Annotated in this window: 9 protein-coding genes and 1 pseudogene; 1 reads left to right on the forward strand and 9 read right to left on the reverse strand. The window is 45.0% G+C overall.

Annotation, left to right across the window (positions count from 1 at the left end):
- Nucleotides 1-661: pseudogene (locus PN470_RS11810) on the forward strand (ATP-binding protein); the annotation flags it as partial.
- Between the two features lie 129 nt (nucleotides 662-790).
- Here the strand turns inward: PN470_RS11810 and PN470_RS11815 are convergent.
- The 9 genes from PN470_RS11815 to PN470_RS11855 all read right to left on the reverse strand — a co-directional run bounded on the left by PN470_RS11815 (nucleotide 791) and on the right by PN470_RS11855 (nucleotide 10,105).
- Nucleotides 791-1,087, reverse strand: a complete 297-nt coding sequence (locus tag PN470_RS11815; protein WP_002751121.1) for a DUF4164 family protein — start codon at nucleotides 1,085-1,087, stop codon at nucleotides 791-793.
- 67 nt (nucleotides 1,088-1,154) lie between these two features.
- Complete coding sequence (locus tag PN470_RS11820) at nucleotides 1,155-2,219, reverse strand: glycosyltransferase family 4 protein (protein WP_002732067.1); 1,065 nt, start codon at nucleotides 2,217-2,219, stop codon at nucleotides 1,155-1,157.
- A 78-nt stretch (nucleotides 2,220-2,297) separates the two neighbouring features.
- Nucleotides 2,298-3,581 carry a serine hydroxymethyltransferase gene (glyA, locus tag PN470_RS11825; protein ID WP_272104582.1) on the reverse strand — a complete coding sequence of 428 codons (1,284 nt, stop codon included), beginning with the start codon at nucleotides 3,579-3,581 and terminating at the stop codon, nucleotides 2,298-2,300.
- A 519-nt stretch (nucleotides 3,582-4,100) separates the two neighbouring features.
- Nucleotides 4,101-7,157, reverse strand: a complete 3,057-nt coding sequence (gene ppc / locus PN470_RS11830) for a phosphoenolpyruvate carboxylase (protein WP_272104583.1) — start codon at nucleotides 7,155-7,157, stop codon at nucleotides 4,101-4,103.
- A 251-nt stretch (nucleotides 7,158-7,408) separates the two neighbouring features.
- Nucleotides 7,409-7,627: a hypothetical protein gene (locus PN470_RS11835; protein WP_103112910.1), complete on the reverse strand. Its 219-nt coding sequence runs from the start codon at nucleotides 7,625-7,627 to the stop codon at nucleotides 7,409-7,411.
- Complete coding sequence (gene minE, locus PN470_RS11840; RefSeq protein WP_002751115.1) at nucleotides 7,624-7,911, reverse strand: cell division topological specificity factor MinE; 288 nt, start codon at nucleotides 7,909-7,911, stop codon at nucleotides 7,624-7,626. Before minE ends, PN470_RS11835 begins: the two co-directional genes overlap by 4 nt.
- 29 nt (nucleotides 7,912-7,940) lie before the next feature.
- A complete protein-coding gene (gene minD, locus PN470_RS11845; RefSeq protein WP_002733442.1) occupies nucleotides 7,941-8,741 on the reverse strand; it encodes a septum site-determining protein MinD in 801 nt (266 codons plus the stop codon).
- 159 nt (nucleotides 8,742-8,900) lie between these two features.
- Nucleotides 8,901-9,728: a septum site-determining protein MinC gene (gene minC / locus PN470_RS11850; protein WP_271936204.1), complete on the reverse strand. Its 828-nt coding sequence runs from the start codon at nucleotides 9,726-9,728 to the stop codon at nucleotides 8,901-8,903.
- A gap of 26 nt (nucleotides 9,729-9,754) precedes the next feature.
- Complete coding sequence (locus PN470_RS11855; protein WP_271936202.1) at nucleotides 9,755-10,105, reverse strand: hypothetical protein; 351 nt, start codon at nucleotides 10,103-10,105, stop codon at nucleotides 9,755-9,757.
- Nucleotides 10,106-10,390 lie beyond the last annotated feature (285 nt).

The following is a 10,390-nucleotide window of genomic DNA, read 5'->3' on the forward strand; positions in this document are numbered from 1 at the left end:
AAAACGAGTTAAAAACATTATTGAACCAATTTTAGCAGGGCAAACCTTACCCGATACCCTAGCAGATGATAGGCAATATTTAATAGATTTAGGATTATTACGACGTGATCCGATGGGGGGATTAGTTATTTCTAACCCCATTTATCGTGAAGTAATTCCCCGCGTTTTAGTACAAGGAACTCAGGACAGTTTACCTTTAATTAGTCCTAGTTGGTTGACAGCAAAAGGTGAATTAAATATAGATGCTTTATTAACAGCATTTCTCAAGTTTTGGCGACAGCATGGAGAACCATTATTAAGTAGTGCTGCTTACCATGAAATTGCTCCGCATATAGTATTAATGGCTTTTTTACATCGTGTGGTTAATGGTGGAGGAGTTTTAGAAAGGGAATATGCAATTGGTAGTGATAGAATGGATTTATGTTTGCAGTATAAAGATGTAACTTTAGGGATTGAATTAAAAGTATGGCGGGATAAAAAACGCAATCCGCAAGCTGACGGAATTGAACAATTAGAATCTTATTTAGGGCGTTTGGGTTTAGATTTTGGTTGGTTATTTATCTTTGATAGGAGGAAAAATGCTTTACCAATGGAAGAAAGATTATCCACTGAAGTTGTGGTGACAGAAAATCAATATAGAATTACTGTAATTAGGGCTTGAGTTTTATATTTTTTGTTTGACGCAGAGGCACTACAGTCGCAGAGAGGAGAACGGAAAGAGGGATTTTTGCAGATCATTTTTCTCTGTATCCTTGAAAATTGTAGAGTAAACAAAGACTAAAGACAACTTTTAGGGATTAGGGAAAAAGACGATTTTTCCCAGAATGCCTAGTATTCCTGTCACCAAAATTCCGACAATGCCAAGAAACCCGTTAGTGGTAATATTCACCCGTGCATTCAGGTCGTCAATACGCTTTTCTATTTCCATAACTTTAGAATCTAGGGCTTTAATATCCCCTCTTATTTCTGATTGTCCTATCTCTAGCTTAGTTAGACGCTCATTAACATCTCTTTGTAAAGAGTCGATTTTTCCCTCAATCCTTGTCAGGACAGTTTCAAGGGAATAAGTTACGGTTTCGTTAGACATTTGCTAAACTCCCAGAGTCATCCTGCCGCTATCTTAATTATTAATCCTTTTTCTAGTTTAAGACGGCTTACGGTTCACTGCCACGATTGCGCCAGACTTGCCAACCGACGTAACCGAGGAGGAGAGTCGCACCAAAGGCAAAACCCCAACCACTGGGAACATTGGAAAAACCGAGGGCTAAACTGCCCACCCAGAGAGTTAGAGCGTAGATAAATAATACTGTCAGACGGTGAGAGATACCCGCTTTCAGTAAACGATGGTGTAAATGACGTTTATCAGCCACAAAAGGGGATTTTCCGCGTTTGAGACGGGAAATAATCACCGTGGACATATCGAGGAGAGGAACCGCGAGGATGAGATAGGGCAATAGGACGGCGGTAACGGCAACAGTAGTCACAGCAGTGGTTTTAGCCAATCCAATCACCGCCACACCCGCGAGGGTAAAACCCATAAAATAGGCCCCACCATCCCCCATAAAAATTTGGGCGGGGTTAAAATTGTAACGCAGAAAACCCAAGGCCCCACCCGCTAAAGCGGCGGCGATAATAGCGGCGGCCGGTTGTCCCATCACCAAAGTTACAATCAAAATCACCACGGCAGATATACCCGAAACCCCCGCCGCTAATCCATCTAAACCGTCAATCCAATTAATCGCGTTAGCCATCCCCACTAACCAGAGGAGAGTAATCGGTAAACTTAGCCAATGAATTTGTAATAAATCGCCGAAGGGAATAGAGAGGAAATCGATCCTCACCCCAGCTTGCCAAGCTAGAAAAGCGACGCTAAACTGCATTACCAGACGATTGAGGGGGGAAAGATTAAAAAGATCATCCGCTAGACCGATGAGAAAAAAGCCCAAACCGCCTAGGGTTACGCCCCACACTTCCCATTCTCGATCGCTGTTTAAACCAGCAAACCCTCCCAACCACCAAACGATCAGGAGGGCAGTTAAAGCGCCGACAAAAATCGAAACTCCCCCCAGTCGAACCATAGGCTTTTCATGGACTTTCCTTTCGTTGGGTTTATCGACGTAACCGCTTTTCAGTCCGACGGTTCTGACGAGGGGGGTACTCCAAAGTACCACGGTATGGGCGATCAGAAAAGCAATTAGATAGTATAAATCTCCGGACATGGGAATTGGGGGGCGATTTAATCCACAATTGGCCACTGACAGGCAATCGCCAATTATGAACTTTTATTATCTCTCTTTTTAGGCCAAGGCGGGGACGGAAATATGGAGATGGGGATAGAGGGGGAAGCTTTCACAGAGTTTGGCTACCCGTTGACGGCAAGCAGTTCTCAGGGCTTCATCACCTGGATTAAGGAGAATATCGGCGATAATGTTGCCAATCTCGATAAATTCCGTTTCTCCTAGTCCTCTGGTGGTCATAGCCGGGGAACCCAAGCGCAAACCACTGGTGACAAAGGGAGACTCGGGATCGAAGGGAACAGTGTTTTTATTAGCGGTAATATTAATGGTACTCACCAAGCGATCGGCCTCTTTCCCGGTCATGCCCACGGATCTTAAATCGAGTAACATCAAGTGATTATCCGTACCATCGGTGACAATTTTAATCCCTCTAGCCTTCAACTGACCGGCTAAAGCTTGGGCATTAGCGATTACTTGGCCCGAATAGATTTTAAACTCCGGTTTCAATGCTTCCCCAAAAGCCACCGCTTTCGCTGCAATCACGTGTTCTAGGGGACCGCCTTGGGTACCGGGGAAGACGGATTTATCGAATTTTTTGCCTAATTCCTCGTCTTTGGTCATAATTAAACCCCCCCTAGGACCGCGCAGGGTTTTGTGAGTGGTGGTAGTGACCACATCACAGTGGGGTAGGGGGTTAGGATGATGACCAGTGGCCACTAAACCGGCAATATGGGCGATATCTGCCATCAGGTAGGCCCCCACTTCGTCAGCGATGGCGCGGAATTTCTCGAAATCAATCCGGCGCGAGTAGGCAGAATAACCGCAGATAATTAGTTTGGGTTTTTCTTTGCGGGCGATGTCAAGGATGAGATCGTAGTCGAGGAGTTCGGTTTCGGGACTTACTCCGTACTGTACGACTCGGAACCATTTTCCGGAAACGTTAACGGGGGAACCGTGGGTAAGATGACCACCGTGGGAGAGATCCATGCCCATAATCGTATGGCCGGGCTGCAAGAGGGTCAGGAAAACGGCGAAATTAGCTTGGGCGCCAGAGTGGGGTTGTACGTTAGCGTGATTTGCCCCAAATAGTCGTTTAACCCGATCGATCGCTAATTGTTCCGCTTCGTCAATGTATTCGCAACCGCCATAGTAGCGTTTTTTGGGCAGTCCTTCGGCGTATTTGTTGGTTAAAACTGAACCCTGGGCGGCCATGACGGCAGCCGAGGTAAAGTTTTCACTAGCGATTAATTCTAGGTGATTTCTTTGACGTTGCAGTTCTTTTTGCAAAATCCCTGCGATCGCTGGATCGGTCAAGGATAGTATATCTAAGTTCGTATCAGTCACGGTTACTCGATCCTTTTTTTAACAATTTACCTGTAATCAATGGGTCACTTTCTCCATTTTGGCACAATCTCTAATCTTCCGACACACCGGTGAGCTTAATTGCTTCTCTTCGGTATCGCTCTTCGATTGTCAACTGTTAGGGGTCAAATCTTCATTTTTAGTCAATAAGTGATAGTAAGTAGGTAGGCGTTAAAAATTATCAGATGCCCCCCTTATTAAGGGGGGATTAAAGGGGGGACTAAGGGGGGATCGGCACCCCCCTTATCAAGGGGGGCAGGGGGGATCGAACCTAAAATCCATTTTTAATTTAATTATAACCAGCTACTTAATATTAGCCAATAGAACCCCCCAAAAGCTGGGATTGAGTGATAAAATCAGAAGTAATGCCCAATTTTAACGGTGATTTTCCCTTTAAAAATAACAACTTAGTAGAAGTTTTACAAAAAGTTGACAAATTTTAAAAATAGGGTGGATTACCTTCAAGATAACCACCGGAAAACTACCATTAATTATCTGTAATCAACCGGTATTTCTCATCCCTGCGGCAATACCATTAATCGTCATTAAAGCGCCCCTTAATAACTCCTCTTTAGAATAGCGGAAATGAATCACACCGGATTGAGCTTGACTATTGTATTGACGTAAACGCTTGAGGAGAGACACCTGTAGAAAACCGAGGGGAACGATCGAACCGTTGCGTAACTGCACCGAGCGCTGTAAACTCGGATCATTATCCAATAAATGTTTCTCGCCGGTGATCTGGAGAACAATCTCGCTAGTGCGATTATATTCCTCTTTAATCCTTTCAAACAGACGTTGAAAACGTTCTCGATCTTCCTGTTTAGAAAGTTCACTGACGTAGTGATAGGCCATCTGTAAATCCACCTTTGATAGAGTCATTTCTGCCTTAGAAATCACCATCTGGAAGAAAGGCCACTTGTGATAAAAATGGCGTAACAATTCCAAATTTCGGTTAGGAGAATCATCGAGAAACATCTGTAAAGCTGTCCCTAAACCATACCAAGCCGGTAAAAGAAAACGGGTTTGGGTCCAACTAAATACCCAGGGAATTGCCCGCAGGGTACTTAAATCCTGTTGACCACTTTTCCGGCGGGCCGGTCGGGAACTAATCTGTAAAAGACTAATTTCAGGAATGGGAGTTACAGACAGAAAGAAGTCTAAAAAGTCCGGTTCTTCATAAATCAAACTGCGATAGGTTTGCCGTGAACAGGTGGCCAAGTCCTCCATGATGCGATTCCAAGGTTCGAGATCATCAAAACCACTGCCCAGTAAACTTGCCTGTATGACTGCCGTTACGGCCGTTTCGAGGTTATACAAGGCCAATTCCGGTAAAGAGTATTTCGAGGCTAAAACCTCGCCCTGTTCCGTGATTTTAATGCGACCGTTAATCGTTCCCCGGGGTTGGGCGAGGATAGCGGCGTAGGCCGGTCCACCACCGCGACCAACGGAACCACCCCGGCCATGAAAAAGACGTAGATCCACTCCGTATTGTTTAGCAGTTTTTTGTAAAGCTTTCTGGGCCTTATGAATTTCCCAATTACTGCTTAAAAAGCCAGAATCCTTGTTACTATCGGAGTAACCCACCATAATCTCCTGTAAATTACTCGGTTGGAGGATGGCAGGTTCCGGGGTCACTTCCTCCCCGTTTAAAGCCCCTAAATGGTCGTAACCGCCGGCTAGGGCTGCCCGGTAGAGGGGCAATTCAAACAAAGTCTGCATGATGCCGGGGGCGTGTTTGAGGTCATCGACGGTTTCAAAGAGGGGAACAATGCGGAGGGAGCTGCGGCTAGTGGCGGGGTCGTACAAACCAGCTTCTTGGGCTAATAACAGCACTTCTAGCACATCGCTGGCCTCGTTGGTCATGCTGATAATGTAGGTTTGGCAGATTTCCAGACCGAATTCCCCTTGCAGACTTCTTAAAACTCGCAGGGTTTCAATGGTTTCGCAGGTTCTTTCCGAAAAGGGCATTTCCCGGGGAATTAAGGGGCGACGGGTTTTTAATTCCGCCACTAACCAGGCGATTTTTTCTGATTCGGTTAATTTGCCGTAGGGTTTGGGTAAAACTCCGAGATAGGCGGCGATTTCTTCGATACATTCGGCGTGACGGGTGGATTCTTGCCGAAAATCTAACTGAGTCAGGACAAAGCCGAAAATCTCCACTTGGGCGATCAGTTGATCCAGTTCTTGACAGGAAAGACCAGTTTGAAGGAGACTGCGCTGTAATAGCTTTAATTCGGCTAAAAACTCGGAACCAGAGCGATAGATGTTGGTTTCGTTGAGTTTAGTTAATAATTGTCGTTCTTCCGGGTCATTGAGGCGATCATTGCGATCGCGGGTATTTTCCAGACGTTTTTGAATAAAGGCCAATTTGAGGCGATAGGGTTCCTGACGGTAGCGTATTGCTAACTGGCTATAGATTTCGGGCATTTGCTGTTTATCTCTGTCCAGGGAGTCCAGCAACTCCGGCAAGACGTGACACCAGTGCAGGGAGGCACTTAAAATACTGGTCAGGTCGCGAATAGCATCGAGATATTTTTTAACAACGAGATTGCGCTGATAACAGCAGGTTTTCCAGGTGACTTCGGGGGTAACGGAGGGATTGCCATCCCGATCGCCCCCCACCCAAGAACCAAAGCGACAGAAGTTATTTTTCGGCGCTTGTAAACGGGGAAAGGAGGATTGTAGGCTTTGCTGCAGACGCAGGGTTAACTGGGGTAGGGAATCGAAGAGAACTTCATCGAAGTAGTGAAGGGCATAATCCACCTCATCGACGACGGTGGGTTTAAATTGGTGTAGTTCATCTGTTCGCCACCAAAAACGTATTTCTTCTTTTAACTGTTTGGTGACTGTCTGTGCTTCTCTGGAGTTAGTTAACCCCATACTGCGAAAGATTTCTTCTGCTTGGTCGAGTTTTTCGAGAATGCCCGAGATGCGGCGCTGTTTAATGCGAATGGTATGACGGACAATTTCCGTGGGGTGGGCCGTAAAAACCAGACGAATATCTAATTGATCGAGAAGACGCTGAATTTCCTGGGGGGGGACGTTCACCTGTTTAAGATAGGGAAATAACCAGTGAAATAGCCCCGATTTTGGGCTGGAGTGATCGGACTCGTTTAGGGTTTTTTCTAGCCAATCGGCCCCGACAATGGTGGCTAAAAGGCTTTTTTGCGTTGGTTCAGCCTTGGGACTTTCGTTTTCTTCCCCGATCACCGTCCGTCGCAGTAGTTGCTGATCCCTTTGTTCGTAGTGTTGTTCGATTATATTTATTAACTGGAAATAGAGGGCAAAAGCGCGGGTAACTTTGATCGCTTCCCCTAGTTCCAAGTCTTCGATCATTTTGGCGATCGTTGCCTCCGCACTATCATCGGTCACTTGTCCTTCCTCAGAACAGAGATGGCGCAGTAATTCCAGTAAATCAACTAATTCTTGACCACATTCGGAGATCAAGACTTCTTTCCATAAATCTTCGATTAATTTCAGTCTTTGCTGCAGAAACAGGTTGGAAGTGCTGAAAATATCCTGTTCGGTTTCGGTTGAGGGGACAAGGACGCTCATAATTTCAGTAATCAGTAATCAGTAATCAGTAAACAGTCATCAGTCATCAGTCATCAGTGAAAAGAAAGCTCAGAACTTGCCCGTTAATACTATTCACTGAAAACTCAAATCTGATCATTGATAACTGATAACTGATCACTGATTACTGATATATCGGGATTAGTTCTTTACGGTTTGTCAAAAATGAGATTGTATCCCAAAGAATCACATTTTTCCGATTTTTAACAAAAACTTCACTATCCTGCCTCTTTTCAGGGGGCAAAAGGACTTTTTTCTTGGATTATTTGGTCACTGTTGACCGGTAACTGATCGGGAATATTGAGAAGGGGCAAGCGATCGCCCCGAAAGATTTCCTCGCTGTCTTTCCCGACTTCTATCAACCAATTATTAATAGAACGTAGTCCTAAGTAGGATAAAAGAAAGGGACTAACTGCTAGACTAAGCCAAAGCTCGATCGGTTGAGTTTTCATGGCAATTTCTCGGTTAAAGGACGGCGTTTGATGCGACGAATCGGAAAATTAGCAATCAGGGCGGTAGTTCGTTGGTCACTTTCTAAGAGTAACTCGGTTTCCTCGGTGTCGATATCAAGATAACGACCGACCACTTCTAAGATTTCTTGACGCATCATATCGAGAAGTTCGGGACTAAGATCGGCGCGATCATGGGCTAGAATAAGTTTTAAGCGTTTTTTAGCTTGGTCGCCACTTTTGCCCGAACCGCGCCATGCTAGAAGTTTATCGATCAGGTCATTCATAGTAGGTTAAAGGGTTGAGATGAGAGAGTTTAAGGCCCAAACAAGCGACGACGCAGACGGGTAAGAAAACCTTCCTGACCGGCCATTAAATCTAGAAACGGCACATCGCGACCCTGTAAACGTTGGGCAATGTTTCTAAAGGCCATGGAGGGAAGAGAAGTCTTCTCCTCTAATACTAATGGTTCTCCTTTATTAGTGGAAATAATAATTCTTTGATCGTCGGGAATAATCCCCAACAGGGGAATTACCAATAAGTCGAGAATATCCTCGACGCTGATCATCTGATTAAGTTGGATCATTTCCGGCCGCAGCCGGTTGACAATCAGACGAATACCCTTAATATCCTCGCTTTCTAGTAATCCTACCACGCGATCGGCATCTCTCACCGCCGACATTTCTGGGGTAGTAACGATGATCGCTTCTTGGGCAGCAGCGATCGCATTGCGGAAACCCATTTCAATTCCTGCCGGGCAATCAATCAATACATAGTCATAACTTTTTGACAATTGGGCGACTAAATCCTTCATTTGATCGGCAGTAATTGCCTCTTTTGTACGATTTTGTGCCGCCGGTAATAGAACCAGATTTTCCTGTCTTTTATCCTTAACTAAAGCTTTATCAAGGCTACAATCTCCCGCCACCACATCGAGGGCAGTATAAACGATACGCTGTTCTAATCCTAACAATAAATCGAGATTTCTCAGTCCGAAATCGGCATCGACAAGGGCGACTCGACAGCCTAATTGAGATAAAGCTGAACCTAGATTCGCCGTTACCGTCGTTTTACCGACTCCTCCCTTTCCCGATGTCACCACAATTACACGAGCCATAATTTATATCAGTTATCAGTTATCAGTTATCAGCTATCAGCTATCAGTTATCAGTTATCAGTTATCAGTTATCAGTTTTATAGAGTTTTTCGTTTCAACGCAGTTAATCGCTATTTTTACCAGTCACTGAATCACTGTTTACTGATCACTGTTTACTGATCACCTTTTTTCGACCCACCCCACTTTATCTTTAAAGGTGTAGGTTCTGGAAAAATTATAAGCCCCAATGATGCGGATTCCTCCTTCGCTGATACAGGCGATTTCTGGTTCTATGCGATCGCTATTTAAAGCCGGGGCCCGTGCCACCAATTCCGCGATCCTCAGTTGAGTTAAATCGATTCGCAGGGCCATGATTAGCGCCGCTCGATCGCCGCGGAATCCCGCATGGGCCACACCGCGTAAACTCCCCCAAACTAATATATCGCCATCAGCGACGATCGATCCGCCGGGGTTGACATCGCCCATGACTATAACTGTACCCGGGTGACGGATTTCTACACCCGATCGCAGGGTAGTTTTTAAGTATAAAGGTTCAGCGAGGAGGGATGGCAGCGGTTGCTCGTCCCCGAAAACCGTGGCATTTGATTGCATTTGTTCGACATTGTAACCCATAGTTGCCGCTGCCACTGCGGTTTGTCTTCTTTGAGTTTGGATCGTATGTAGGGGTAATTCGGCACTGTCTAAAATTGTGGCGATCGCTTGTAGTTGCCGCGTATCCATCAGGCGATCGTTGGCCTGTAGGTGTACAGGTGTTCTAGCTGGGCAGTTTTGACCGCTATTACGGAGATAATATTTCAATCCTGTCAAGATATCTGTCCAATCCTGACTTGTCTCCCCGGCGCCGGTTTTGGGTAAAATTAGCACCAATTTCTCGCCCTCACTTTTAAGGTGAATTTGGGTGTATCTTGACCTTAACGAGGCTGATGGCTCAATTTTTTCGGTTTCTAGGTCGATTTCTTGATTTATTCCGGTTTTAGTTTCATCCATTTAGTTTCATCCATAGCCATAATTTTTTACTTAAAAAAGACAAAGCGCAAAATAGCGATCAGCAAACCGACGGAAGCGGTAATTAGTGAACCTCCTAAAATGGTTATCAATGCCCAAATTTGATTTTTTTGACTGCCCTCGACTATTTTGAGGCGATTATCCATCCCTTCGACTCTTTCGGTTAATTTTGCCTGTCCTATCTCTAGGGATTTAACATCTTGCTTGATTTCCTTAATATCAGCTTTAATTTCGCCAATATCAGCTTTAATTTCGACGATACTATTCTCGATCGCCGTGAAACGAGTCTCGATCGCTTTTTGTCCGTTGATAATTAAGTCTTCTAGCCTTTGCAAGTCCGTATCGGCAACAGTTTTCATAAAAATTAACCAGCTATCAGTATAGATGTTTCTTTCATTATGAACCTTGAGCAGCCAGCAGCAGTGGGAATTAGGAATTATGAATTAGGAATTACGGCTGATGTGAGATAGAGAGGTTTGTAAAATCAAAGGGAGGCATCACGATAAAGGTAATCACTCCAAAGCATGAGGCCTCCCATGAATAGGATAGATGCTCTCACCCCCTTGACTATTATTTAGGGTCTGCTGAAAAAGGTTTTCCTGGGGGCAGGGTGTGGGGTGTGGGGTGTGGGGTGTGGGGTTTTA

The organism is Microcystis sp. CS-574 (assembly GCF_028329095.1).
GTDB lineage: Bacteria > Cyanobacteriota > Cyanobacteriia > Cyanobacteriales > Microcystaceae > Microcystis > Microcystis ichthyoblabe_A.